The following is a 25,154-nucleotide window of genomic DNA, read 5'->3' as shown; positions in this document are numbered from 1 at the left end:
TTCTGAAGGAGCGAAGCATGGCTCTGGGAATTGCGATCGGTGTGGGTGTTGGGCGGCCTTAGGCGCGGCTCTGGATCATATCGCGATCGGCATTGCCTTTGGCATCGCTGTCGGCGCTGCCGTTGGGCATTTCGCCAAGCGCTGGTAGCCCGCGCCGCGACGGCTGCAGCCATGTCGCGACTGATCCAGTACCCAACAGAACGGCCATCTCCACTCGTCCAATTTGGGTTCCCGAGTTTGGGGTACCAAAGTCAACACCGCAGTCAACGCCTTCCACGAAGCTGTCCTGGCTGATGCGGTCCTTCATCCCCAATGAGAAGTTCGTGCGCACTTCGAGGAAGCGGTGCAGGTCACGGGCGTTTCCCGTTGGGACCACGATGCGCCTAATGGCGCCTGACAGGCTTATTTAGCTGACGTGAGAGTGGGTTTGAACCTCAGCTCCCTCCCGGCTCCATCAACTCGTCGACAAGGGAGCCTTTGCAATGGGGAGGGGCCAGAAATGGCACCATCGCCGGCCCCTCCCCGCCTGGAGAAGGAGCAATGGGGGCAATGCTCCAACGATCCAAGCCGAGAGACCATCGCTGGCTTGAGGGAGGCCCGCTGGGAGGAAATCGCTGTACACCGAGCGGAGCATGCTGCCTTCAGCGCAGGCAGTGGTGCGATCATCGGGTTGTCGGCGCCGACCCACGCAATCCGCATGAGAGAATGTCAGAGAAGGCCAAGCCTGATCGCCATGATTTCAGCATAGCCCGCCACGGCAGCGGCTGAAATGCCATCAGCGATCGCTTCCAGGGCGGCTCCCGGCATGACAAACCACCACAGGGCCGCCGTTCCAAGCACGGCACTACCGACATGCGCAAGGAGGAGCGTCCGCGTGGTCATGCCGGGTGAGATCCCGCCGAATGAGGTTGGTCTTGCAAGACTTAGCACTCCTTCCTGAAACAACGAAGCAGGCCAAAGGGAGCAAGCCATGAAGGGGGCACGGGGACCGGCTTGGCCGTATTGGCAACCAACCGTCACTCCTCTACGTTGTCCGCGATGTCAGACGCTCGGAGGGTTCAAACGTGCCCTGGAAGGATCGAGTTGCGGTCTGTGGCCGGATTGGATTGGTGCTCGCGTCGCTGATCATCATTGGCAGCGTCATTGCCGAGCCCCTCCTCCGGCCGTTGTGGACCTCACAAGTGACTGTCGCCCAGCGGTAAGTGCCGTTCGACCTCTCTCTGAGGATGGCGCGCCGCTTCCTGGCCGACCTCGCTGCCTCACCGTTTGAAGATGCCCTTGAAGACCTGGGCCAGCTTGTTGTGCTTCTTCTTGCGCTCCACATCCGCCTGGCTCTTCACCCAGGCGACCTGCACCACCCGGCGCTCGCCGGTGAAGGGCCGATGGCCATGCCATGACGTGTCCGAGCGCAGGAAGGCGAACAGGGTGCCCATGTCCGGTGGAACCTCCAGAGCATAGGGCTCGAAGTCCTTCTCGTTGTACAAGACCCGCAGGCGCCCGCCGGCGTCCTGCTGCCAGCCGTCATTCATGTAGACCAGCATCGTCATGACCTTCGCGGGGCCATCGGTGTGGATGGCGCCGTACTTCGGTTGCGATCGCTTCATGATGGTGGTCAGGCGCGGAAACCGATGCAGGTCCTGGCCGAACGTGCGCGACAGCTCCTCCGTGAGTTCGGGTCCTTCGAGTTCATCGATCAGGGTCTTGAAGCGGCCGTGCAGATCGACTTCGTCGACCGTCAGGTAACCTGGCTTGACAATATTGGGGAAGTCCCGGCGCAGGTCGTCAAGGGCGGTGGCCTGGAGGAAGCTCGAGCCCAGGATGAAATCGTAGGGATCGGCTAAGCGCTTGGCATTGCGCACGGAGTTCAGATCAATGACGTTCATGGCAAATCCCTGGATGTTCATGGCAGCCACCCGCATCATGCCCCGGTCGCAGACTGGCACGGGCCGCTGTCGTCCGCCAATCCCCATCTGGGGTCTACAAGCCGGCGAGAACACCAGCCGCTTTTGCAAGAGCGGCAAACATGTCCCGGGCATGCTCGATGGTCCCGGGATCGGGGTGCTCGTGTGCCCGGGCCATGGCGGACGCAGTGACGAGCCAAATTCCAGGACTGAGCACGCGAAGATCACTCAGATGCCTGAGCTTGTACCAGCGCATCACGGCCATGGCCTTGTAGAGGTCACGGATCAGGTACTGGCTCTTGTGCCCAGGTGCGGTCTCAAGGGTCACGACAACGGGCGAACGAAACGGATGTCGGTTCATCGGCTCAGTCCAACGATCACGCACCGAAGCGGGGCAGTTCATTGGCCACTCTCGCTCCTGCCTCAGCTTGGTCTTACGAGGCTCCCAGTACTGGATCAAGGAAACTCTGTCTGTCGGATAGCCGACACGCCTGGGGAGGAGTGCTAAGCCCGGCTGCCGCCGTGCTGGCACGACGAAGGGTTGGATCAGTCTGCAGCTTTTCACTCAAGCTATCCGGGAGGTTAACGCGAGGGTGAGATTGAGGTCGAATGGCACGTCGCCTCACGACAGGAGGTTAGCCATGCCACGGCTTTGCACGCTCGCGTCGGGTGCGTTGAGCGTTATCGCAGTCCCTTCGCCGTGGCATGGCCAAAGGATTAGCATCTCAGCGCCCTTTTACATCAGGGCAGCGACGCTAAGCCGTTGGTTCTACGGCGCCTACGGCGGGCCAGTTACGCCAAGTAAGTAAAACATAATTTTGCAAAAAACTCGCCAACCATCAATCTTGATGCCCGCAGGTGCTGCCGAGATCAACGCCCTTGTTTATCCCAGTCAGAAGATGACAAACGGCCCTCAGCCTCTAAATGCCAGTTTGTGCCTTAAGACTGCGGGCCTTCAAACATTGAGGGGATTACAACAATGGATACGCTCCTCGACCCTCAGGTGTGGCTCAGCCTTCTGACACTGACCGCCCTGGAGGTGGTGCTCAGCGTCGACAACTTGGTCGTCATCGCGCTCCTGGTCGGCAAGCTGCCTGCCCCGCAGCAGCCATTCGCACGCAAGCTCGGAATGACCCTGGCCCTGGTGCCTCGGTTGGTTCTGCTCTTTGCCATTGGTTGGGTTCTCAGCCTCACCGAACCGCTGTTTTCGGCCTTTGGCCAGAGCTTCACGGGCAAGGATCTGATCCTGATCGCCGGTGGGCTCTTCCTGGTCTACAAGGCCGTGCAGGAGATCCATGCCAATCTCGAGGGCGTCGAAGGGGAAGCTACGGCCAAGATGTATGGCAAGGTAGCCACTGTGGTTATTCAAATCGCAGTGATCAATCTCGTGTTCTCGATCGACTCGATTGTCACCGCGGTGGGCCTTGCGACCGAGATCTGGGTGATGGCCGTTGCTGTTGTTCTGTCCATGATTGTGCTCATGGCGGCGGCGCGGCCGGTTGGCGAGTTCGTTGAACGCCATCCGACCACCAAGATGCTGGCGCTCTCATTCCTGGTGATGATCGGCACCACGCTCGTTGCCGACGGCTTCGGCGTCCACTTCAATCATGCCTTCATCTATGTCTCGATGGTCTTCTCGGTTGCGGTCGAGGCGCTCAACACGGTTGCGCGGCGCCGGGCCGCCAAGGTGGTTCATCTTCATAACCCGTACGGCAACCCTGAGGCTGCGGTCGAGAACGGTGATGAACCGCAGGCTAGAACCAGCCCCGCCACTTGAACCAGATCAGGGGAATGAGAGCGCTGGCCAGGATCAGGGCCAACCCGAACGGATAGCCCCATGTCCAGTCGAGTTCGGGCATGAACTTGAAGTTCATGCCGTAAAGACCGGCTATCAGCGTCGGTGGGATCCCCACCACCGAGGCGATGGTCAGCACCTTGAACAGGTCGTTTTGCTCGATCGTGATGTAGCCCAGCACCGCATCGAGCAGGAATTGCACCTTGCCCGAGAGATGCGCCTCGTATTCGTTCAGCGAAGCCACATCCTTCAACACGGCCCTGAGCCGCACCCGGAATTCCGGGGTGATCCACTCCTCGCCGATATCGCCGGCAAACGACGCAATCCGGCCGACCCCGAGCAGCACATCCCGTGCCTGCGAGACACGCTCGCCGATCGCTCCTACGGCGCCCAAGGTCATCCGCAGGGCATCGGTGGAACGGACCGTATGGCTCCGGTGAGTGGGGTTGCCGCGGAATACTTTGTGGGAGATCTGGTCGAGTTCGCCGCGCAGACCTTCCAGCACGTCCGCACCACGGTCGACGATCGCCTCGAGCAAGGCGGTATACACCCCGACGTGTGTGGCCAGGGATGGGTCATGGTGGATCTGCTCCGCCACCTGGTCGAACGTGGAGAGCTTGGCGAACCGGACCGTCACCAGCACAGTCGGCGACAGAATGAACCCGACCGGCGACAGGAAAGCCTCGGGGGTGTCGCTGCGGGCGAGAATGGGCATGCTGAGATAGATCACGCCACGGTCCACCTGCAAACGGCTTGAGGCCTCGATCTCGCTCAGGGCGTCTATCGAGGGCACCTGGATATGGGTCCGGCTCTCGACGAAGGCTTTCTCTTCCGCCGTTGGTTCGAGGAGGTCGATCCAGATTACCTCGCTCGGCAGTTCCAGGGAGGCGCTCTCGCGCACCGATCCGGCCTCATCGCGGTAGATGGCGCCCCGTGTCGCTTGGCAAATGCGACGGCACGATCGAACAGTTCCTGCAGATCGCTCCAGTCCCGGTTGAGCTCAAGCGCCCCGGCCTCCAGACGCGTCATCGCCAGAAGGTTTTTGACCATGCCATCGAGTTGTTCGGCCTCGTCCTTCACCTGGACGAGCAGGTCACGACGGGCCGGCTCCGGCAGCCGGGCGCCGTACTCGATCAGGCTGGTCGAAGCCCCCAGGATCGACGCCAGCGGGGTCCGGGAGTCATGGCTGACTGAGGCCAGCAGGGTGTTGCGGACCCGCTCGGTCTCGGCGGCGGTTCGGGCCGCAGTAATCTCCTGGCCGAGCCGCGCCAGAGCCGTAGCGGTCAGCTCGGCGACCGTCTCGAACAGGGTTCGGGCCTCTGGGTCGAGGATGGCATCAGAGAGGGCGGCGCCGATGACCCCGATGGTCCCCTCGGGCGTCCGCAGGGGCAGGAACAGCCAGGGCACCGTCGGGCAATGGGCGGTCCCCATGCCGGTTGCCTCTCCTTTTGTCAGGGCGAGGCTGGCCGCCGCGAGCGCCTCCGGGTCGAGCCGATCTGCGGGCGGCCAGGCTGTTGACACCACGAGCCCGCCCTGCCCGCGCAGCAGGATCATGCACGGGCACCGCAGGTCACCATGGGCCTGAATGGCAGCGTGATCCACAACGGATTGAGGATCGGCCAGGGCGGAAAGACGGCGGGCGAACTTGTACAGACGCCGCGATGGGACCTCCCGCTCGGCCGCACGTCGCGCCTGCTCGCGGGCGTGGCCGGCAATGGCGGAGGTCAGAACCGCGACGGCCAGGAGAACGAACAGCGCGAGCAGTTCATGAGGCTCGGTGACCGAAAAGCTGTGCAGTGGCTCGATTAAGAAGAAATTGTAGGCCAGGAACGACAGTCCCGATGAGAATAGGGCTGGCCAGATGCCGAAACGGGCGGCGGAGAACAGGACCGCCAGAAGGAACACCATCGAGACGTTCGGGAGACGGACCACGGAGGTCAATCCGAGACCTCTGATGTTCGTTGTCAATGAGCTTGGACGTGGGTGTGCGATCCCAGGGCAGAAGCCGGGCGCGGCAGGATGGAGCGATTGCGCAGGGCCGGCGGCAGAGCCGTCAAGACGACGGTTGAGCAAACTCTGATGCGCGGGTTGATCACCGCATTTCCGTGTGTTCGTCCGGGGCTGCCTCGATCTGTCAGCGGGCGTCGATGACACATCATCGGCCACACAATTCTCGCGAGGGTTCCCCTCCGAGGCCCTGCCGCCGGCGCTGGGCAACCGCAGATGTCAGTCCAAACTGAGGAGGTCCTCCGCAATGACCGTGAGCTCGTTCGGCTTTATGCGGCCGAGCGCGGCTCGATCTCGCGCCCGATCGCCCACAGGAAGGCCGCCATCAGCCGGCGATACCGCGCGCACAGCCGCACCTGCGCCTTCCAGGCAATGGCCCGCACGATCGCTGGCAAGCCCTCCTGGCGCTCCTGCAGCACGCGGCTCATCCGGGCCGGAAAGCGATAGGTCCAGGCGCCCTCGATCAGCACCCGGCGAACCCGTGGGTTGCCCGCCTTGGTGATGCTGCCGCGCCGCACCCGCTCGCCGGTCGAGCTCTCGCACGGCACCAGACCGAGATAGGCCATCAGCTGGCGCGGGCTCTCGAAGCGGCGTACATCGCCGATCTCGGCTACAAAGGTCACCGCGGTCAGAAGCGCCACCCCACGCAGGGCCTGATAAGCCTCGACCACGGGCGCCATCGACCAGGTCTTGACCACCTCGGCGACTTGCTGGTTCAGGCGCTCCAATCGCGCCTCGGCATCCTCGATCGCCTGCCGGTACTCGCGCAGGACGAGATACTGGGCCGGATGCTCGAAGATGAGTTCGGATAGCCAGCGCGCATGCGCTCGGGTCCAGGGCTTGTGGCCGGAGAAGATCCGTCCATGGCGCAACAGAAACGATTGCAGGTGCTGGCGCTTCTCGCGCAGGTCCGCCATGGCCGCTTCGCGCGCCCGCACCAGCTCGCGCACGGCCTCATGGCCTGGATCCGGCACCCAGATGGCGGTCAGCTCCCCGGCCCGATGCAGCCGGGCCAGGGTCAGGGCATCGCGGCGGTTGGTCTTGACGCGCTCGCCCGGGCGCTTGGGGATCAGCGAAGGCGCAATGACCGCACACTCATGTCCCAGAGCACTGATCTGCCGCTGCAGGCCATAGCCGGTCGGGCCGGCCTCGTAGCAGAACAGCAACTCGCGATGCTTGCCACTGAGCTTACTGACGAGGCGCCGCACTGCCTCGGGCGTGTTGTCGATCTCGCCCAGAAAACGGACTTCACCCTGACGGCCGTCTTCAGCCACGGCGACCGCGATCTTCAGTTTGGACGTATCCAGACCGACAAACACTTTGCTATTCTGCTGCATGGCTCGTCCCCTGTGCGGGAGGCTCGGCGCCGGCCCATCCGGCGCAACCCTCGCTCATCGCATAGTGTGGACGTGTTGGACAATGGTGCAAAGTTCGGCCTGCCTCAGATGGACCTGAGACGCCAGGATCGACCCGGAAGATCACCCGAACCACATCATCGGCAACCTCGATGCGCTTGACGAGAGTACAGATGATGTCGCGCCTTGTCGTCCAATCCGCCCCCGCGAGCCGATCGTGCACCAGCGCGGCAAACAGGTCGAGTTTGCCAATCACGAGGTGCAGCGAGCGGACTTGCTCATCGGCTTCCTGGTGAGCCTTGGCTTCGGCTTCCAGCCGGGCTGTCCGGCGGCGCAACGCGGCCAAGCGCGGCTCGAATTCAGGCTTCTCGATCAGCCCCTCGGTGTAGCTGTCGATCAGTCGCTCGATCGCGCGGCGGGCCTTGGCCCGTTGACGGCCAAGGGCATCAAGTTCGAGCCGATGCGGCGTGGCCTGCACCGCGTCCAGGCGCCGCTGATACTCCGCGATGACCCGGGCCGGATCGTCGAGCAGCCGGCAGACCTCGGTCCACACCGCCTCATCGAGCAACTCCGTGGCGACCAGCCGGGCATCGCACCGGAACGCACCGTGGAAACGGCTGCGGTCGGTGCCGCAACAGCGATAGTAGCGCCACTGCCCGCGATGGTGATGGCCGGTGAACCCATAGCCACACTTCTGGCAGACCAGCAGGCCGCGCAGCAGATACTGGACGCCCGCAAGCCGCTCGCGACTGCGTCTGCGGTTCTCCTCCAACTGCTCGGCGACACTCGCAAAGAGTTCTTCGCCGACAATCGCTGGCACCGCGATGCTGATATGTCGTTCGGGCGTGGCGAGCACTTGCCGCCAGGGCCGTCGCGGCAGGCCATCGTGGCCGCGCGGCGGATGAAGCGGCGGCCGCCACGGCACGCTCTGGCGGCGACCATAAAGCGCCTGTCCCGCATAGGCGGGGTTGAGCAGCATGCTATGGATCATCGCCCGGCTCCAGTGTCGCCGCCCAGTCGGACTCGGAAGTCCGCTGTCGTGCAGGCGTCGGCAGACCCCCGCCAGCGTCAAGCGTTCGTGCCCGACCCAGGTGAAGATCTGGCGCACGATCCGGGCGGCCTCCTCATCAATCTCGTAGCGTGCGTCTCCCCCACCAGCCTCACGCGTGATGTAGCGGTAGCCGAAGGGCGCACGGGACAGGACGCTGACGGCACCGGTCTGGGCGCGATGGCGCTTGCCACGCCGGCTGCGCTCCAGCACCTTGGCTCTCTCATACTCGGCGAACATACCCTGCAGTTGCAGCAGCAGGCTGTCTTCGGGCGTGGTCCCGATCGGGTGATTGAGGAAAACGACTTGGGTGCCGGCATGGGCGAACTCCTCGATCAGCAGAACCTGATGCGCATAGCTGCGAGCCAGGCGATCCGGGGCATGGACGTAGATCAGGTCGATCGCCGACAGTGCCACGAGGTCGCGTAGATGCTCCAGCGCGGGACGGATCAGGCTGGCGCCGCTGTGGCCGTTGTCGATGAACCGCAGATCATCCCGCAAGTCGTGGCCATCCTGCTCTGCTCGCGCGGTCAGTTCCGCCAATTGGCTGTCGATGGTGTGATGCTCAGCCTGCTGGTCGGTAGAGACCCGGGCGTAAAGGGCGACCTGCAGGGTCTGCGGTGCCGAAACGGCTCTCAGGTGCGGAGTTCTCATCGTACGCTCCCTTGGACATGGCGGCCTGCGCCCGTGATGGCAGGGAACAGGTGCGCAGGGGCAGGAGGCGCTCGTAGGCGCGTCCCAGGACTTCTTGACTGCCCCGTCTGACCTCGAAGCCGACCTCAAGGCGCAGAGGATGGCGCCTTTTGCAAAGCTTGGCCATTGCGGTCCTCGTCCTTCATCGGCCTGGTTCGTTCAGAGCCGGTTGAAGGCTTTAACTTAGGACCTGTCGTGTGACGCCGAAGCGCCTCGCGAGCGACTGTATGAACAAAGCTGATCGCAAACTTTGCACCATTGTCTAGCACGTCAGGACGAGCCACCTCCGCCGGCAACGAACATACGGTCTGTCCCTGCCGCTGCGATAACGGCGGCAGCGGACCAGAGATAAGGCCCAATCATCTCCAGAAAGGGCCTGCCGCTCCTGGCATGCCTTGAAAAGCTCGCGCGTCCCGTCTCAGGTGAGGATTGCACGGGACGAGGCGAGCGGAGACCAAAAGTGACCATTGCAAGTGACCTACGCCAACCTGCAGGCCATTACCACAAGCTCCCCATCCGACCTACCCGAGCCGGCAGCGCGGCCGGAGCCCCTCCGGTCGTGAAACCCTCCGCCGCGCCGCCACGTTGAGCCGGGGGGAGCCTATTCCCTGCTGAAGAGGTGGGAGGGTTCATGGCCGCGACCGGGATCAGCGAACGGGTGGGTGTCGGCCCTGCCGAGCACGGGCACGCCGCGCCGACCTCTTTCTGGGCCCTGACCCTCGGCTCCATCGGCGTCGTCTATGGCGATATCGGCACCAGCCCGCTCTATGCCCTCAAGGAAAGCCTCGCGGCCGCGACAGGCCATGCAGGTCCCGGTGCTCTGACCCGCGAGATGGTGGTCGGGGTGGTCTCACTGATCCTGTGGGCACTGATCATCATCGTGACCCTCAAGTACGTCGTCCTGGTCCTGTGGGCCGACAACAACGGCGAGGGCGGGACGCTCTCGCTCGTGACCCTGGCCCAACGTGCCCTTGGCCACAGCACCGGGTTCACCATCATCCTGGGCATGGTGGGGGCCTCGCTGTTCTACGGCGATGCCATCATCACCCCGGCCATCTCGGTGCTCTCGGCGCTCGAGGGTCTCAAGCTGGTGACCCCCGCCTTCGATCCCTACGTGGTGCCGCTCAGCCTTGTGATCCTGATCGGCCTGTTCGCCGTCCAGCGGTTCGGCACGGCCAGCGTGGCGACCTTCTTCGGGCCGATCACCGCCTTCTGGTTCGCCGTCATGGGGGTCGGTGGTCTGATGCACATCCTGGATGATCCCGGGATCATCGGAGCGATCAACCCGCTTCATGGCCTCAGCTTCCTCATCAACCACGGCACGGCCGGCCTGTTTGCGTTGGGCGCAGTGTTCCTGTCCGTGACCGGGGCCGAGGCGCTCTACGCCGATCTCGGCCATTTCGGCCGCTCCCCGATCCGCACCGCATGGCTCGGTTTCGTCCTGCCGGCGCTGGCGCTCAACTATCTTGGCCAAGGCGCCATGCTGCTCGCCCATCCGGAGCACCTGGAGAATCCGTTCTTCCTGCTCTACCCCTCCTGGGCCCTGCTGCCGATGGTGATCCTGGCCACCGTGGCGACAATCATCGCCAGCCAGGCGGTGATCACTGGCGCATTCTCGATCTCGCAGCAGGCAATGCAGCTCGGCGTGCTGCCGCGCTTCCGCGTGCTGCGCACCTCAGAGATCGAGAAGGGCCAGATCTACATCCCCTACATCAACTGGCTGCTGCTGGCTGCGGTCATCGTGCTCGTCGTGTTCTTCAGGACGTCGAGCAACTTGGCGGCAGCCTACGGCATCGCCGTGACCGGCGACATGGTCATCACCTCGTGCCTGCTGTTCATCGTGGCCTGGAAGTTCTGGCGCTGGTCCCCGGCCGTCGCGGCGCTGGTGATCGCGCCATTCTTTGCCATCGAGCTGATCTTCCTCGGAGCGAACGCGCTCAAGATCCCGCAGGGTGGCTGGTTCCCGCTGATGACCGGTGCGGGGCTGTTCACCCTCATGTGGGTGTGGCGCAAGGGCTCGCGCCTGCTGGCCGAGATCTCGCACCGCGGCCGCCCGCCGCTGTCCGAGTTCATCCGCATGTGCGAGAGCAGCTCGGCGCCGCGGGTGTCCGGGACGGCTATGTTCCTGACGGGCAATGCCCAGGACGTGCCGGCCGCCCTGCTGCACAACATGAAGCACAACAAGGTGCTGCACGAGCAAAACGTCATTCTGACCGTGGTGACCGAGGAGGTGCCGCGCCTCCCGGACGAGGGACGCGTCACGGTCGAGAAGCTCTCGGACCGGTTCTCGCGGGTGACGGTGCGGTTCGGCTTCATGGAAAGCCCGAACCTGCCCAACGCGCTCAGGTCGGCGAACTTCGACGTGGACAACGTCTCGTTCTTCCTGTCGCGGCGGGCGCTGCAAGCGTCGGCCCAGTCCGGGTTGCCGCTGTGGCAGGACTACATCTTCATCCCGATGGCACAGTCCGCCAGCGACGTGTCGGACCACTTCTGCATCCCGGAGGATCGCGCGGTCGAGGTAGGCTCACGCATCACGATTTGACCGAGGGCACGGCTCACATGGGGCGCGGGGACCCTTGGATCTTGCGGAGCTAAATCCCGGTCACTGGGATTCCATCGCTCGGCAGAGCCACCTAGGGAATGAGCCACAGAATGGAGAGAAGAATCGAGAGCCCGGCCGTCACCCTTCTGATCGTGCGCCAGAACCTGAAGTCCCATTCCCTCTGATAGGGCACGTCACCATTGTCCCACGCGAGCGGTGCCTTCAGGGCATCCTGGAACTGCCGCCAGGAGCGGCGTGCGTTCATCGTGGCGACGACCGATACGCCGCCGGAGACAAGGGCGAAATCCCAAAGCCGATCGTTGAAGGCGACGAAGGTCACGCGAGGCTCCATGCTGGGCAACCGGGACGTCCGCTATCCACATAGGGTACGTCCCCGCTTTCGTCAGTGGCCGGTCCCGGCGTGCGGGGCGGCTACGGGCTTCGACTCCGGCGATCCCCGCTCCCGCAGGACGATGGAAGGTCCGCCGCGTGCAGGAACAGACAGCAGGGTAGGAGGACGCGGCCAGCAAGCTGGAACTCCTGGTCAGTGAGGAGCTTGGTTCCCTCGGTGGTTCTGCCATTCCGGTTTGGCAGGTCTCAAAGGCATTCGCACGGGGACATCGCTTGGCGCACGACGTAGTGGTCGAATACTCGCCTCAAACAAGTGGGTTCTCCGATACTCATGAGCGGATCACCCGGGCCATGGTCGCCAAGCGGCTCGCTGCCCTGATAGGCTTTGCCTATGGGGGCGAATATGACGGCTCCGCCCATTACCCTGGCAAGGTCTATTTCGTCCCAAGCGACACGCTGATCGGCCTTGAGCACACAGTCCAGCTTGGCATTGCGGGCGAGCGCGATCTCTTCGGTGGTGTGGTGCCGTATCCGTTCGTTGCCACCAAAGCCATCACTCATCCGCTGATCGAGCCGAACGTCCTTGCCCCCGAGGGCTGGTCTGATACCTTCCTTCACCAGGTCCACAGCGCTGTGCTTGACGGGTATTCTGTCTTCACGGCAGAGCAAGCTCATGCTGCCTGCGAACGTCTTCTGGAGAACGGGCCGGTTCGCCTCAAGCCAGTCCACGCGACTGCTGGACGCGGACAGAGAGTGATCCGGAGCCTGAGCGAGCTCACGGAGGCTCTTGCCGGCATCGATGAGGCCGAACTGGCCGATGCTGGGCTGGTCCTGGAAGAGAACCTCACGGCTGTGACCACCTACAGCGTCGGCCAGGTGCGGGTGGCAGATCTCACAGCCACGTATTACGGCAGCCAGCGCCTGACGACCGACAATGCCGGAGACGAGATCTACGGCGGATCCGACCTCGTGGTCGCGCGCGGCGACTTTGATGCGCTGGTCCGGCTTCCTCTCCCCGAAAGCATTCGCATCGCCGTGGAGCAGGCCCGGGTCTACGATGCCGCGACAAGTCTCTTCCCCGGGATGTTTGCCTCACGGCGCAACTATGATGTGGCTCAGGGAATGAACCCCCGCGGCCAGTGGCGCTCGGGTGTTCTGGAGCAGTCCTGGCGCATGGGTGGCGCCACGGGGGCGGAGATGGCTGCCTTGGAAGCCTTTCGGGCCGATCCCGTCGTACAGGTGGTCCGTGCATCCACCTTCGAGATCTATGGTGAGAGCCACGCTCCACCGCCCCAGGCAACGGTCTACTTTCGTGGGATCGACGAGCGGGTTGGATTGTTGACCAAATACACGATGGTTGAGGCTCATGACGACACGAGATGAGCGGATCGACATTCCTGTCGACGGTCAACAGATTTCCGGCACCCTGGTCACACCGGCCACGGTTGTGCCTGGAGTGCTGTTTCTGCATGGCTGGGGCGGTACCCAGGAGCAGTACCTGGCCCGCGCCCGTGAGATCGCAGCTTTGGGCTGTGTCTGCCTCACCGTCGATCTTCGCGGTCATGCAGAAACCCGGGAGCAGAAGGAGAGCGTCACGCGCGAGGACAACCTGCGCGACGTGCTTTCAGCTTATGACACTCTGGTCCGCCACCAAGCCATCGATAAAGAGGCCATCGCGGTGGTGGGCAGCAGCTATGGCGGTTACCTGGCTGCGATCCTGAGCTCCTTGCGCCCGGTGCGCTGGCTCGCCTTGCGTGTGCCAGCGCTGTATCGGGACGAAGACTGGCCGCTGCCGAAGCAGCAGTTGAAGAAGTACGGTCTGGCCGACTACCGGCGCGGGCGGGTGGCGCCTGACCAGAACCGGGCTCTGGCAGCCTGTGCCGCGTTCCGTGGCGACGCGCTGATTGTGGAGTCGGAGCACGACGACATCATTCCGCACCCGGTGATCGAGAACTATCTCACCGCGCTCAAGGGCGCCCACTCGCTGACCTACCGGGTGATCGAGGGGGCGGATCACGCCCTCTCCGAGGAGACGTGGCAGCAGTCTTACACCTCGCTGCTGCTCAACTGGGCCACCGAGATGGTGCTAGGCGCCAGGGAAGGCGCCGCACCCGGAGTGCGCACGCATCTTCAGCCGGCCCCACGCCGGGAACCTCCAACAGCAGCGTGACGGCAAGCCTGCCCCTGTCAGGGCAGCGCTGGGTTCATGATCCAGCCACAGAGGCCGCCTCGCGCCGGGCAGACGCCGACGCGCGCAACATGGCCGTGGAACGCCGGCTATTCTTTGGCTCAGCCATCAAGACAGGAGCCAAGTCTACTTCGAGCGCCACCCTGCTCTTGATGCGAGCCGGTTTGCTCTGATCCAGGTGAGCCTGTGGTCGGTTGGAACAGCCGTTCTGACGATTGTCGTTGCCGCCATTCATCACGGCTACACTGTCGCGGACCCCGTTGCCGGCACAGCATCTCTGGCTCGTGGATGGGCTGGCGATCGCGAGCGTGCCCGTCATCCTGTTCGCCGCCGTCAACGGGTCTTCGCCGGCCTCATCCTGGTGCTGAAGCGGCGTAGCCTGACGGTGGCGGAGAGGCACCGAGCCAGGGATGTTTCACTCTCGACCCTGATCGGGGTTCGTAGCGAGCACACCTCTGTTCATCAAAAATCCGAGGATGTGCTGAAGCAGGAGCGGCTGCAACGGTTCAAGCCGTTAGGTGAGCGTGACGGACCAGGAGTTATCTGTGACAGGCTCTCGGGCTGAACCAGGACATCTCAATGAGTGAGCAAGGCGATGGCCGACCTGCTATCGGTGTCGATTTCGGCCATCAGCTGGGCCACATCCTACATAGTCTGGATGGGTTCGATCAGACGAACGTCCCACTGACTTGCATAACTGTCGTGTAAGAGGCCTCGTCTGTCTCTTCTTCTCCCCTCCTCGTACTGAGCGGTAAGTCTTGGAGCGCGGTCTCCTGCCGCACGAGCAAGGTCACCGGCGTCGGTACTTGTGGATCAGGATGACGATTGCGCCAACCAGCAGCGCCAGGACAAAGACAGTATCTGCGGTGAAGAAAAGGTCCTCGACCCGTACGACTCCAGGCGGCAACGGACTCTTCTCACCTTCACCGATTGCTGTGAGGGAGAGGTGGGCCACGGCCAAGAAATACCATCGTGGCGTTCTCCAGCCTCTGCTCTGCCTCCATCCATCGGTATTCGGATGGGCTACTCGCGTGATGGAGGCTCCCACTCGCGGCCTTCGACGGATTGACGACCTGGGGTGCACCCAGCCCAAGCGGGCCTGTCGGCCCCGTTGGGAAAGGTCACGCAGAGGGCATGTTCCGGGTGGACCATCGCCACTCCAGATTCGAGACTAGAAAATACCAACGAACCAACCTTGGAAGTGCGTGATCACGGGATGATCGTCCACCGACGTTGGCGCAGCAGCACAGTGCCGAATGCCAGCCATGCGCGTCCTCACCTCCTCTGGCGCCGGATCATCAGCCTGTCGGCCGATCGCGAGCGCACCAGTGAGGATCTCAAGACGCTTCTGGAACGAAAGCCGCCAGCGCATACGGGCCGCGATGTAGGCTTCCCGCTCCCGCTCTACTTCCAGCGTGTCGGCACAGGCCAGACGGGTGACGAAGGGCAGCAGTTGCTGCCGCTCGTCGTCGCTAGCCTCATCGTTCATCTGCATCGCCAGTGCGCAGATCGGGCGCGAGAAACACGGCGGCATGTCGTGAACGGACCGCACGGCTTGATAGGGGAAGCCAGTAGCCACAACGGCCGCTTCGTTGATGCACGTCCCGCCATCTTGTCCAGGAAAGGTGTGCGAGCCTCGTTTCAGCTTCCAGTTCAGGATGTGGTCGAAACTGTCCATGATGACCATCCTCATTCATCCGAGACAGGAATGGTGCTCTCTGGGCGTCATTTCTGTCAATCGGGAGAGCGCACCCTTATGGATGGTGATCAGACCTATCGCAGCAGTTACCAGGAGGCAGGCTTCGCACTTGGCAGAAGCCCGAAGCAGGATGTTCTCTGACGACTTAGCCCCCCGGTGCCACGGCGTCACTGGAGTTGCATTGCACCGACGACCGGCTGAGTTTGGCACCGGCTCAGACCAACCTTTCTACGCTTATTGCTCAGTGAAGAAGGTCAGCAGGACCTTGCCCTTCTCGCCGATCAGGCAGACGAAGCGGTTCGGCTTGTCGGTCTTCTCGCGTTGCAGGTAGGCATCGCCCATGATGACCATCTTAACCGGGGTATCCTCGACCTTGGTCTCAGCCTTGGAGATCGCCAGACCGTCGATGTCAAAGGTCAGGTCCTTGATGGCGGGCGACCGTTCCTTCAGCGCAATCAGGCCCGACAGACGGCAGGCGTCAACTTCCGCCGGTACTTGGGCCTGAGCCGAAAGAGCTACCATCGTGAAGGCGAGACCTGCGCCGAGTGTGCCATACCGCATTGATCCCTCTCCTACAAAAAGTGCGGGCGTATTAGGCGATGGCTCCATGGCAAAACCATGCTCTGGCAACAAGAAGCAGGCACCATCCTGCAGTGGCACCGAAATCAGGGTCAATGCGGTTTCAGGTTGGCCCCAGCCTCGTTGGTGGCAGCAAAATGCCTTGCATGACGCCGGCGCGCAGTGAGGGATGCCTGGGGTGTGGCTCGCTCGGACACCGGTCGGACCTGGAATACCATTGCCGCGCCACGGCAGAGGTCGATACCCGATGACCCATGATCTCTGCTCAACCACCGAGCAGGGCGAGATTTGGGCTACTTTCGATCATGGCGAACCTCGCCTGAATTGTGCCGGCAGACGCCCCGGGTGTGCTTCTCGATTGCCGTCAAGGCAGCGTCAAGGGAAGCGAACGGTCGATGATCGATGCCGGCCATGGTCTCCAGAGCATGGCCATCCGGGTGGATTGTGAACTGCTCGGCGGATGCTTCAGTGATCCGGCCCATCGGACGGCCGAGCAGGTCCGTCAGGTTCCATGCCTTGCCATCGTCTGTTGATGTCACGGTGATATCCAAGCGCGCCTCCGGTTTGCGCACTGCCCAGGAAACTGTACGAGCTGTCGGTCTCACTACCAAGGCTTCCAAACGCGGTGTGTTCCCGTTCGCTCGAAGCGTCGCTGATGTAGAACGGATCGGCTACACAATCACGCAGGCGAGGCCTCCTGAGGAGTTCATGGCCTGATCCGCTGATCAGATGGGTTGTGGTTTCGGATCCAGCACCAAGGAGGAGAAAGACCGTGGCCACCATATCTTGGCCGCTGATGCGCCCGCCCTCCTTTTCAACGCAGACCAGGTCCGCGATCAGGCCTTCACCACCTGTGTCGCGGGCCACCTGCAAGCGTCCCTCCAGTATCGCTTCATCGGCCGGATGCTGGCGACCACCCGCAGCAGCCTGAGCGTGCCGGTCAGGCGGCTCAGCTCGACCAAGTCGGCCGAGCTGCCATCGGCAATCGCGAGGATCCTTGGTTCCATGTCGAGAACGGCGCGGCGCCGATAGGCCTCGTCGACAATACCACGCAGGCGAGTATGGTCCGGCTCATCCATGGACAGCATGCTGACCGCGAGCGTGCGGACCCACCCGGGCATCCACCCGTAGCAGTCGACCGCGCAAGCTGCCCTGGAAAGCCCCCGGGGCAGAGCGGGTCATGCGATGAAGCCCTGCTCGTGGCTGCCGGACATAACCTGCGGCTGATCCTGAAACGGCTCGGGCTTTTTGTGGTCTGGGCGAACGCGGCGCTCAGGAATTCATTTGAGCAACTGAATTCTTCCCGAACCGCTTGAACCAGGGAGGACAGAGCCAGATTCTGGACAGGTTCCAATTGCCTGTGAAAGGCTTTCACGTGACAGGCCACAAGGCCCTGTGAGGCAGACTGATGAAGAGACGACCTGTTTCGCCGCCATTCCGGTTCGAGAACCCCCGCACAGACGACGAAATGCTGGCCCAGCTCGCCGCGCATGTGGGGCGGCTCGTGCTGGAAAGCAAAACCGAGAAAAAACAGGAGCGAGCGCTGAAAAAACTTGAGGAAGAGGAGCTGCCTGCGGCACTCGTGGCCATCAACAAGCCCGCCGTTCTCGCCGGCCATACCTTGAGCCAGGCCATGAACCTGTTCGCAGCCATCGCAGCCAACGAACTCGACATGGAGCCGCCTCCTTGGCTGTAGATCCTCATGCGCGGCTCAAACCTACCGCATGTCAAACCTACTGCAAATTCTGCGGAACGCTGTATATTGAACCCGTAAGCTTGGCTCTCGCTTAACCATATGAGGCTTGGCTAGAGGGCAACGTATTAGGTGAGGGTGCTCCATGTCGCTCCGTGAGGCCCCAGTCGTTGAATGGCCCACGGCGCTTGCTCCCCTGCTGCACGAGGCGCAGATCGCCGCCGGCTGCGACGGCACACGTGTCTGCCGCATTGATGTCGATGTCGACGCTCTAACCCTGCTGGCGATCCATGAATTCGAGGCGCACCTGCGTCACCGCCGGGTCCAACTCAAAGTGGCCGAAAGCGCTGACTGCATGATGGGCGAGATGAATCCAACCTTCGGCCTGGGCGCCCCGTCTGATCGGATCCGCCACATTGCGAAGGTGCGCCTCAGCTTTCATGACCTTCAGGATGGTGAGTGTGTTGAGGCGACAGATCGCGACTGAGGTCGCAATGTGGCAACCAAGGTGAAATGTCGCTACGCGCGCAAAGTAGAACTCGCAGTCAGAGCCTGGGTGAGACGGAGCCTGGGGCGGCGGTGCGCAGACTGACCGATCGGAGCGCCGACGGCCCAGGCGTTCGGATATGGGCTGGGACTTGGCACGATGCGCCAGGCGATCAGCGCGGCTGGCCAAGCCAATGGTGGGCTCGCAGCCATGCCGGACACGTTTCTGGTCGATCATCGTGAACTGATCATCCAAATGACCGCTCAGCACCATGTGCCAGCCATCGATACGAATCGGCTCTTCGCGAACGAGGGCGGGCTCATATCCTACAGATTTGATGTCCCGGACATATATCGACGAGCGGCGTCCTACGCGGATCGGGTCCTGCGGGGCGCTCGCCCGAGTGAGCTGCCAGTGCAAGCACCGATGGTGTTCCAGCTGGTGATCAACCTGAAAACCGCCAAGGCACTCGGGGTTACCGTCCCACCGACACTCCTTGCCCAAGCCGAGGAGTTGATCGAGTAGGGCTCAAGCGGATGCGAAAAGCGCCGCCGTCATTCGCATAAAACCCAGGACGGAACGACACTCTCCAAGACTAAATCGCCGTCGCTACCCCTCCCTTTACCCAAAATCATAAGTAGTCGGCCCTGAATAATACGGCTGGACGAGGCTTGCGCTGGATTTCAGGCGACCTGAGAAGTATCCGATTGCGCGGATGAACTCATCAGGGATGCCATGAGCCAGGCGACAAAACGCCTGAGCCAGTTCAGGATCAGCCGCAGATTGTGTCCGGCGGCCACCAGCAGCGCATTGATCGCATCGCCGGCTGCTCCGAGCAGGTGATTGCGTCCCAGCCGCCCGTCCGCCTTCATGTGCCCGATCATCGGCTCGATCGCCGACCGGCGTCTCAGTTCCCGTCTGATTGTCGGCGTGAGCCCTCGCCGCTGTCGCGTGATGAACACCCGATCCGTCTTGGCGTAGTCATGCCCACGATAGCCCTGGTCGACGTAGATGCGCGCGGGCTCCACGTCCGTCAGGGCGATCATCTGGTCCACGGTAGCATCCAGCGTGTGGCCGTCATAGGGATTGCCCTCCAGCGCCTTGGAGGCGAGCACAAAGCCTTCCCGGTTGGTCACCGCCAGCGCGACTTTCGAGCCGAACTCGTACGGCCGATGCGCTTTGCCTTTGGCGATGCACACCACCTCGGGCGCATGCAGGCTGTAGAGCTTGTTCTTGCTCGTGCGCTCCTGCCCCAGGAGGCGCTCTGTCAGCCCCAGCAGAGGAGCAAACCGGCGTGAGAGAACCTCATCTGCCGCGACTTTCCTGGCGATATCGCGGTAGACCCGCCCGAGATAGGTCTTCAACCGCTTGAGCTCTCGCCGCATGCGCCGCATCTGCCGGGCATGGGCATAGCGGCCCACCTGCACGGCCGCCCGTTTGGCCAGGCGGGTGTGAGCCTGCCGCAGCTTGAGGCCATGCCGCTTGGCCTGCCGCACCAGGGCAAGCAGAGCCTTCAGATACAGCTTCGCATCGGTGGGATGGGTGATGGCCTTGGGCTGCACGGTGGTGTCGACGCTGATCCGCTCCAAACTGGAGGGCCGCACCACCCCGCTCTCCAGCCCGGCCTGGATCGTGGCCGCCAGCAGCGTCGCCAGTCCTTCTGGCCCGAGCCGCTTGCGCCAGCGCGTCAGCGAGCTCGGATCACAGGGCACCTCATGCTGGAAGTACTCGCAGCCACAGAACCACTGCCAGTACGGGTTCTCGATCCAGCGCTGCACCACGGCTTCATCGGACAGATTGAAAGTGTGCTGGAGATAGGACAGCCCGACCATCAGCCGGGTGGGCTTGGCGGGCCGTCCAAGCGGCCGATAGAAGCGGCCGAACTCCTGATCGAACCTGTCCCAGTCGATCAGCCCTGCCAGGCGAAACAGCTCATGGCGCTGATCGAGGATCTGGTCGAGACGGCTGCGATACAGATCACCTGAAGTGGGCATCGTCGGCTTGGGTCCCATGGCAAAACACCGGTTTTGAGTGGGTCACTCCCCAGGAACCAGTATTTTACAATGCTTCGCGAAGACGAAGAATCCTTCAGCCTCAATCAGTTGTGGGTTGTTCAGGGCCGACTAAGTATAGTTCCGGGCTACACTAAAGCGCCGTTGTCACCCCTCTCTTTACCTAAGAGCATAAGTCTAGTTCTGGGGCTTTTATCACTTCTTTGAGTATGATCCTTTCGACGACCGTAGCGTATCAATGGTTCCAGAGGATCTCGGTGCCCCACAACGAACAAGAGCTGACTGAAAGGGAATACTACCTTCTCGGCAGCCTTGGGGAGCTCCGCACTAGAAACAAAGACTTGCATAAATATACTGCCGAGGCGGAGAGGCTCATCCAGCGAGGATATTTGGAGAGGGAGCAATTCGACCAATACACGATCACCCCCAAGGGCCGAGCGGCTTGGCAAGCCTACCGCTTCACCGGTCCCTAAGCTGATAGAAGTTTAGGATGTTGCTCAGCATGGTCGGTGGTATAGGTGCGAATTTGGCATAAGCCGCATTAGGGAACAGGCTGGATGCGGCGTTCACGAAGGGCAAACGCTGGTTCAAAAATCGCTGTCGCGTTTGGCGGTAGGATGGCACAGCGGGTTGCATAGCCCAGCCGGTAGCCATTCCCATCTTGGATACGCCCGCACCAATGCCCCCCGGCTGTTTCACCCGTGTCACCGAGCAGCGCTCGATACTGGATCATAAAGTCTGGCACAACGATCCACTCGCCATCGACGAACATTTGCACCCCGGTCGCTGTCATCCGGTAAGGCGCCGGTCGACAATCCTTCTCATTGCAACAACTGCCCCCAACCCGTTCATCAAATGCGAGTAGATATCATGGGCTTCGGTGGGTGGCTCGAAACTGAGCAGGGCGATCGCTGTAAAGAGCTCAAGCTTGAGAGACATAGGCCGCTCTCCCTCATGATGGGCAGGCGGCGCTCGTCAGAGCGTCGGGAACGCTACTGCGGTCATTTTACTCCCGAATAAGGGTCCTGTCGCGCCCGCACCTAAAGCCGCGCGCAATTTCGCATAACCCCTAGTCTGGAACGCGTTTTGAGGCTTTCCGAAAGCGTTCACCACGCCTTATGGGAGGCCGCGGGCCCTCATCGGTAATAGCCGCTCCGCAACAGACACTAGCTGGCACGCGTATACTCGTGAATGCTTGTCCGGGGAGAGGCCGGGATGAACACGTTTTCCTGGCCTCTCCCCGGCTGGCCGAGGCACGGGTCAACACAAAGGCTGCATGATCCTGCTGGCCGTCAGCCGCTGGTTGCCCGTGCAAGGTTTGCCAGGCAGGCGGCCAGCTCATTCTACCGGACCGGCTTGGTCGGCCGAGGCAGGTCAGGTGCGGGGCCTGCGCCCCCGGCGTCGGCGGAAATGATCAGGATCGGCATGCGGGCCGCCTCAGGGCTCCACGAGCCCGGTGCGGACCGCGTAGCGCACGAGGTGCGCCGTCGAATTCACCTTGGCCTTGCGCATGGCCGCGGCGCGGTGGCCCTCCACGGTCTTTTGGCTGAGGCCCAGGGTCTGGGCGGCCGCCCTGTTGCTGTGGCCCTCCGCGATGAGCTGGACGATGCTACGCTCCCGCGCCGTCAGCGCGCCGTCACAGGCCGGCCTCCTGGACAGATAGGCATTCAGCAGGGTCTCCGAGACGCCACCGGTGAAGAACGGCTCGTGCTGGGCCAGCGCCGCCACGGCCGCGATCAGGAACTGCCTGGCATCGGACCTGAGCAGGTAGCCGTGGGCCCCGGCCTCGAACAGCTCGCGCAGCAGAGGCTCACCCTCATGCATGGTGAAGATCAACACCTCGGTCTGCGGCTGGAAGGCGCGGATCTCGCGGGTCGCGTCGACGCCGTTCAAGACGGGAAGCTGGTAGTCGAGGATGGCGACGTCGGGCTGCGTCTCGACGGCGAGGTCGACCGCCTGCCGACCGTTCTCGGCCTCGGCGACGACCTCCCATCCGGATTGGCCGCTCAGGATGGCGCGCAGCCCGGTGCGGATCACGTCATGGTCGTCGGCGATCAGGATGCGGGTCATGTCCTTACCTCAGACCGACAACTCTAGCCGAAACCACCAGGCGTCGGGTCTGTGGAAAACCACGAAATCGCCCTAGGCGGTACCTGAGCTGTCCTGCGAGACAGGGAGGCCCGGCCCCTGTCCGATCCCTGCGGCGTCCGGCAACCGGACGCCGCAGGGATCGACTGCCCTGAAGGTCAGCAGCGGGGCCGCAAGCCGGCCATGCCGAGGAACAGTAGTCCTCAACCATGACAATGACAGCGTCGCCGTTCGGTTCGCTCAAGCTCGGCCCAAGCGGCCGTCGGGTGGAAGTGTCGACCATCTCTAAAGCGCATCCTACCTAGGCTATAGGCTGAGCGGGATCGGCGATGTCGACCGCCGGACCGGTCAAACACGACGGGGTCACCTTGGGATGGCCATCGATCGCTCCAGCATCCGCGCATATTGAGTCAGGGGAAAGCAGAGACAGAAGTAGATCAGCGCTCCCAGTCCATAGACGGTGAACGGTTGGAACGTCGCGTTGTTGATGGCGTTCGAGGTCCTAAGCAGTTCGTCGAAGCCGATGATGGATGTCAGGGCCGTGCTCTTTACGAGCTGAACCAGGAACCCCACCGTAGGGGCGCGTGCGATCGTCAGGGCCTGCGGCAGGATGACGAGGCGGAGCTGCCGGATGCGGTGGAGGCCGAGACTGGCAGCCGCCTCCCATTGCCCGCGCGGCACTGCCTCAACGCCGCCGCGCCAGATCTCCGCCAGGAAGGCACTAGCGAAAAGGGTCAGGCTGACGACGGCAGCCGTCCACGCCTCGATGCGGAAGCCGAGCAGTGGCAGACCGAAAAACACCAGGAAGAGCTGCATCAGCAGCGGCGTACCTTGAAAGGCGCCGATGTACATTTCCGCGGCCCGCCTGAGCCAGGGTCGTTTCGAGATCCTGAGCAGAAGCACGAGGAGGCCGGCGATGCCGCCGCCCGCAAACGCGACCAGCGACAGCAGAACCGTCCAGCGCGCGGCCAGCAGGAGGTTGCGGAGGATGTCCCAGAGCGTGAATTCCATCAGGGTTGTCCTGAAAAGATGAATCTGCGCCCCCCCGCAAACATCAGGCGCCTCAAGGCGACGCTCAGGCCGAGATAGACCAGCGTCACGACGAGGTAGGTCTCGAAGGCCAGGAACGTCCTTGCCTGAAGCAAGTCGGCCTCATAGGTGAGCTCCCGAACCGAGATCTGAGAAACCACGGCCGATTCAAGCATCATGATCACGATCTGACTGGTCAGCGCTGGGAAAATGATCTTCAGCGCCTGCGGCAGCACGATCTTCACGAAAACGAGGCGGGGTCTCAGCCCCAAGGCCTGGGCAGCCTCGCGTTGACCGGTTGGCACGGCCGCGAGGCCTGCCGCAACGATCTCGGTGCCGTAGGCGGCAAGATTGATCGTCATGGCAACGATCGCCGCGACAATCGGATCGAGGCGAATTCCGAGGCTCGGAAGTCCGAAGAAGATGAAGAAAAGCTGCGCCAGAAACGGGGTGTTCCGGATCAGCTCCACATAGGCTTTCACGATGCGCCGGATCATCGCATACCGGCTCGTGCGTCCGAGCGCACCGAGAATGCTCAAGAGCGTTCCGAGGAGCGCGGTCACGACGACCAGAAAGATCGTCATGGCCGCGCCCGCGCCGATCAGCCTGACGGCGTCGCCGAGCCAGCTGAAGTCGAGGCTATTGCCCATTGGACTTGAGATCTTTCAGATCCAGCGGCCGGTTGAGCCATTTGGTCGAGATCGTGTTCATCGTTCCATCGGCCAGCGTTTTTGCGATGACCTCGTTGAGAGCCTGCTTCAAGCGCGGCTCGTTCTTGTTCAACCCGATATGGTCTGGCGAGGTCATGAGCTGGAACTTCTGCTCGGGCTGCGTCGCAACCTGACGCGCCAGCACCCCGGCCCCAACATCGTTGCCGACGACCATGAGTTGGACCTGCCCGGCGAGAAAGGACTGGATCACCGCGTTGTAGTTGTCGAAGCGCTTGATGTCGGCCCCGCTCGGCGCCGCTTCCGTAAGGGAGGTATCCTCGAGCGTGCCCCTGTTGACCGCAATGCTCTTACCCGCAAGATCGCCCTTGTCCTGAACCTTCAAGGCTTTCGGGCCAATGACGGCGATGTAGTAGGGCGCGTAGGCCGCGGTGAAATCGATGACCTTTTCCCGCTCGGCGCTGTGGCCGACGCTCAGAAGGATGTCTGCGCGACGCTCGGTCAGATAAGGGATCCGATTCTGTCCGGTCACTGTCACAAGCTGAAGCTTCACCTTCAATGCGTCCGCCAGAATCTTGGCCACGTCGATGTCATAGCCCTGCAGGCTCATGTCCGAGGTGACGGACGAGAACGGGGGAAAGTCGCCGAAGACGCCGACCTTGAGAACGCCGGCCTTTGTGATGTCATCCAGGGCATCGGCGCGGGCAGCGGCGCTGAAGACGAGGCCACCGACAAGGACCACGACGGCGAGGTCGGTCAGACGGAGAGTGGAAAGCTTAGTCATAGCGCGTGTCCTTCGTAAGAGTTTAGGGCAAAACCGGACCCGGCGGCCGGCACTGACAGGAAGTCGCAGCGAGCGCTTCTCGTGGTTGGACGCCGCTGAGTTCCACAGCGATAGATTTGAGGGCTGATCCAGGCTTGACGAAGGTCTTTACGGCGAACGGCATTCGAAGACGCTTCAGGTCGGTCATGCTGAATTCCCGATTCAGTCCGGTCCCTGATCGAGCAAGCCGGACTTC

At 62.6% G+C, this 25,154-nt stretch carries 27 protein-coding genes; 7 read left to right on the top strand and 20 right to left on the bottom strand.

The features are described 5' to 3' along the window. Window positions 1–58: 58 nt before the first annotated feature. The 4 genes from BB934_RS36430 to BB934_RS36420 all read right to left on the bottom strand — a co-directional run bounded on the left by BB934_RS36430 (window position 59) and on the right by BB934_RS36420 (window position 2,262). Window positions 59–376: an antA/AntB antirepressor family protein gene (locus tag BB934_RS36430; protein ID WP_157934543.1), complete on the bottom strand. Its 318-nt coding sequence runs from the start codon at window positions 374–376 to the stop codon at window positions 59–61. A gap of 332 nt (window positions 377–708) precedes the next feature. Then, window positions 709–882 (bottom strand): hypothetical protein, encoded by a 174-nt coding sequence (locus BB934_RS47865; RefSeq protein ID WP_157934266.1) that lies wholly within the window; start codon window positions 880–882, stop codon window positions 709–711. 377 nt (window positions 883–1,259) lie between these two features. Next, entirely contained in the window at window positions 1,260–1,943 is a 684-nt protein-coding gene (locus BB934_RS36425; protein ID WP_237050552.1) for a 2OG-Fe(II) oxygenase family protein, read from the bottom strand. Window positions 1,944–1,977: 34 nt separating this feature from the next. Further along, window positions 1,978–2,262, bottom strand: a complete 285-nt coding sequence (locus BB934_RS36420; protein ID WP_157934542.1) for a hypothetical protein — start codon at window positions 2,260–2,262, stop codon at window positions 1,978–1,980. 618 nt (window positions 2,263–2,880) lie between these two features. Between BB934_RS36420 and BB934_RS36415 the strand changes: the two genes are divergently transcribed. Then, window positions 2,881–3,678: a TerC family protein gene (locus BB934_RS36415; protein ID WP_099514626.1), complete on the top strand. Its 798-nt coding sequence runs from the start codon at window positions 2,881–2,883 to the stop codon at window positions 3,676–3,678. Here the strand turns inward: BB934_RS36415 and BB934_RS36410 are convergent. The 4 genes from BB934_RS36410 to BB934_RS36395 all read right to left on the bottom strand — a co-directional run bounded on the left by BB934_RS36410 (window position 3,656) and on the right by BB934_RS36395 (window position 8,760). Beyond that, the gene (locus BB934_RS36410; RefSeq protein ID WP_237050551.1) at window positions 3,656–4,597 is read right to left on the bottom strand and encodes a magnesium transporter CorA family protein; all 942 of its coding nucleotides are present in this window, start codon (window positions 4,595–4,597) and stop codon (window positions 3,656–3,658) included. The two genes, BB934_RS36415 and BB934_RS36410, sit on opposite strands and share 23 nt — an antisense overlap. Then, window positions 4,558–5,628, bottom strand: a complete 1,071-nt coding sequence (locus tag BB934_RS36405; protein WP_237050621.1) for a DUF4118 domain-containing protein — start codon at window positions 5,626–5,628, stop codon at window positions 4,558–4,560. Before BB934_RS36405 ends, BB934_RS36410 begins: the two co-directional genes overlap by 40 nt. Window positions 5,629–5,972: 344 nt before the next feature. After that, on the bottom strand, window positions 5,973–7,040 hold the full coding sequence (locus BB934_RS36400; protein WP_099509475.1) for an IS110 family RNA-guided transposase: 1,068 nt from the start codon (window positions 7,038–7,040) through the stop codon (window positions 5,973–5,975). Then, complete coding sequence (locus BB934_RS36395; RefSeq protein WP_099514624.1) at window positions 7,027–8,760, bottom strand: recombinase family protein; 1,734 nt, start codon at window positions 8,758–8,760, stop codon at window positions 7,027–7,029. The genes BB934_RS36400 and BB934_RS36395 overlap by 14 nt, the downstream gene beginning before the upstream one ends. Window positions 8,761–9,430: 670 nt before the next feature. Here BB934_RS36395 and BB934_RS36390 point away from each other — a divergent pair. Then, window positions 9,431–11,341 (top strand): potassium transporter Kup, encoded by a 1,911-nt coding sequence (locus tag BB934_RS36390; RefSeq protein WP_099514623.1) that lies wholly within the window; start codon window positions 9,431–9,433, stop codon window positions 11,339–11,341. 91 nt (window positions 11,342–11,432) lie between these two features. On the opposite strand, the gene BB934_RS36385 is transcribed toward BB934_RS36390, so the two are convergent. Next, window positions 11,433–11,681, bottom strand: a complete 249-nt coding sequence (locus tag BB934_RS36385; protein WP_157934541.1) for a hypothetical protein — start codon at window positions 11,679–11,681, stop codon at window positions 11,433–11,435. A 63-nt stretch (window positions 11,682–11,744) separates the two neighbouring features. Next, window positions 11,745–11,846: a DUF6766 family protein gene (locus BB934_RS51230; RefSeq protein ID WP_418294816.1), complete on the bottom strand. Its 102-nt coding sequence runs from the start codon at window positions 11,844–11,846 to the stop codon at window positions 11,745–11,747. 119 nt (window positions 11,847–11,965) lie between these two features. Between BB934_RS51230 and BB934_RS36375 the strand changes: the two genes are divergently transcribed. Beyond that, complete coding sequence (locus BB934_RS36375; protein ID WP_237050550.1) at window positions 11,966–13,075, top strand: DUF3182 family protein; 1,110 nt, start codon at window positions 11,966–11,968, stop codon at window positions 13,073–13,075. Next, on the top strand, window positions 13,059–13,862 hold the full coding sequence (locus BB934_RS36370) for an alpha/beta hydrolase family protein (protein ID WP_099514620.1): 804 nt from the start codon (window positions 13,059–13,061) through the stop codon (window positions 13,860–13,862). The genes BB934_RS36375 and BB934_RS36370 overlap by 17 nt, the downstream gene beginning before the upstream one ends. Before the next feature lie 1,189 nt (window positions 13,863–15,051). On the opposite strand, the gene BB934_RS36360 is transcribed toward BB934_RS36370, so the two are convergent. The 4 genes from BB934_RS36360 to BB934_RS50715 form a co-directional block, all read right to left on the bottom strand. Further along, window positions 15,052–15,558, bottom strand: a complete 507-nt coding sequence (locus tag BB934_RS36360; protein WP_099514864.1) for a hypothetical protein — start codon at window positions 15,556–15,558, stop codon at window positions 15,052–15,054. A 255-nt stretch (window positions 15,559–15,813) separates the two neighbouring features. Further along, window positions 15,814–16,140: a hypothetical protein gene (locus tag BB934_RS36355; protein ID WP_099514618.1), complete on the bottom strand. Its 327-nt coding sequence runs from the start codon at window positions 16,138–16,140 to the stop codon at window positions 15,814–15,816. A 311-nt stretch (window positions 16,141–16,451) separates the two neighbouring features. Further along, complete coding sequence (locus BB934_RS36350) at window positions 16,452–16,697, bottom strand: hypothetical protein (RefSeq protein ID WP_237050549.1); 246 nt, start codon at window positions 16,695–16,697, stop codon at window positions 16,452–16,454. Window positions 16,698–16,994: 297 nt separating this feature from the next. After that, a complete protein-coding gene (locus BB934_RS50715; protein WP_175608899.1) occupies window positions 16,995–17,237 on the bottom strand; it encodes a hypothetical protein in 243 nt (80 codons plus the stop codon). A gap of 389 nt (window positions 17,238–17,626) precedes the next feature. On the opposite strand from BB934_RS50715, the gene BB934_RS36340 reads away from it, so the two are divergent. From BB934_RS36340 to BB934_RS36330, 3 genes are all read left to right on the top strand, one after another. Continuing rightward, window positions 17,627–17,854 (top strand): hypothetical protein, encoded by a 228-nt coding sequence (locus BB934_RS36340; protein WP_157934540.1) that lies wholly within the window; start codon window positions 17,627–17,629, stop codon window positions 17,852–17,854. 142 nt (window positions 17,855–17,996) lie between these two features. Then, window positions 17,997–18,338, top strand: coding sequence for a hypothetical protein (locus BB934_RS36335; RefSeq protein ID WP_099514615.1), 342 nt, complete (start codon window positions 17,997–17,999; stop codon window positions 18,336–18,338). A gap of 159 nt (window positions 18,339–18,497) precedes the next feature. Then, window positions 18,498–18,863 carry an ABC transporter substrate binding protein gene (locus BB934_RS36330; RefSeq protein WP_099514614.1) on the top strand — a complete coding sequence of 122 codons (366 nt, stop codon included), beginning with the start codon at window positions 18,498–18,500 and terminating at the stop codon, window positions 18,861–18,863. A gap of 158 nt (window positions 18,864–19,021) precedes the next feature. Here BB934_RS36330 and BB934_RS36325 read toward each other — a convergent pair whose 3' ends face one another. The 6 genes from BB934_RS36325 to BB934_RS36295 all read right to left on the bottom strand — a co-directional run bounded on the left by BB934_RS36325 (window position 19,022) and on the right by BB934_RS36295 (window position 24,919). Then, entirely contained in the window at window positions 19,022–20,350 is a 1,329-nt protein-coding gene (locus BB934_RS36325; protein WP_099514613.1) for an IS5 family transposase, read from the bottom strand. Between the two features lie 789 nt (window positions 20,351–21,139). Beyond that, entirely contained in the window at window positions 21,140–21,289 is a 150-nt protein-coding gene (locus tag BB934_RS47860) for a hypothetical protein (RefSeq protein ID WP_157934539.1), read from the bottom strand. Between the two features lie 498 nt (window positions 21,290–21,787). Continuing rightward, complete coding sequence (locus BB934_RS36310; protein ID WP_099514610.1) at window positions 21,788–22,420, bottom strand: response regulator; 633 nt, start codon at window positions 22,418–22,420, stop codon at window positions 21,788–21,790. A gap of 381 nt (window positions 22,421–22,801) precedes the next feature. After that, complete coding sequence (locus BB934_RS36305; protein ID WP_099514609.1) at window positions 22,802–23,452, bottom strand: amino acid ABC transporter permease; 651 nt, start codon at window positions 23,450–23,452, stop codon at window positions 22,802–22,804. Then, the gene (locus BB934_RS36300) at window positions 23,449–24,117 is read right to left on the bottom strand and encodes an amino acid ABC transporter permease (RefSeq protein ID WP_099514608.1); all 669 of its coding nucleotides are present in this window, start codon (window positions 24,115–24,117) and stop codon (window positions 23,449–23,451) included. Before BB934_RS36300 ends, BB934_RS36305 begins: the two co-directional genes overlap by 4 nt. Next, window positions 24,107–24,919 carry a transporter substrate-binding domain-containing protein gene (locus BB934_RS36295; protein WP_099514607.1) on the bottom strand — a complete coding sequence of 271 codons (813 nt, stop codon included), beginning with the start codon at window positions 24,917–24,919 and terminating at the stop codon, window positions 24,107–24,109. The genes BB934_RS36300 and BB934_RS36295 overlap by 11 nt, the downstream gene beginning before the upstream one ends. Window positions 24,920–25,154: the final 235 nt, after the last annotated feature.

The sequence above is a fragment of the Microvirga ossetica genome, assembly GCF_002741015.1.
Lineage (GTDB): Bacteria > Pseudomonadota > Alphaproteobacteria > Rhizobiales > Beijerinckiaceae > Microvirga > Microvirga ossetica.
The sequence above is the reverse complement of the archived record's forward strand: the minus strand, read 5'-3'. Positions and strand labels throughout refer to the sequence as shown.